The sequence below is a fragment of the Psychrobacter sp. GW64-MNA-CIBAN-0177 genome, assembly GCF_040309585.1.
Lineage (GTDB): Bacteria > Pseudomonadota > Gammaproteobacteria > Pseudomonadales > Moraxellaceae > Psychrobacter > Psychrobacter okhotskensis.
In genome coordinates this window covers 1-237 of the sequence record NZ_JBEOOY010000596.1, presented here as the reverse complement: position 1 = coordinate 237, position 237 = coordinate 1, and the positions used below count along the sequence as shown (strand labels likewise).

The 237-nt window shown below is 43.5% G+C and carries 1 protein-coding gene; it reads right to left on the bottom strand.

What is annotated here, in order from left to right; genetic code table 11:
- Positions 1-201: vitamin B12 dependent-methionine synthase activation domain-containing protein (locus tag AAEY79_RS16340; RefSeq protein ID WP_352289813.1), on the bottom strand; the 201-nt coding region annotated here is incomplete at its 3' end.
- Between the last annotated feature and the right edge of the window lie 36 nt (positions 202-237).

Sequence of the window (237 nt, the reverse complement as noted above, 5' to 3'; positions counted from 1 at the left end):
CAGTGGTTGCAAGCTGCCTGCTTTTTCAAGGTCGTCTAACATGTCGTTGGCGTCTTTAAATAAGCTTTGCGCTTGCTCGCCAACTACTTCATCGGTCATTATGCGCGGGTATTTACCAGCAATTGACCAGGTCATAAAGTATGGCGTCCAATCTATGTATTTACGCAATGTAGTTATAGATACATTTTTAAACTCTTGCACGCCAAGCTGTTTAGGCACTGGTGGTGTGTAGTTATC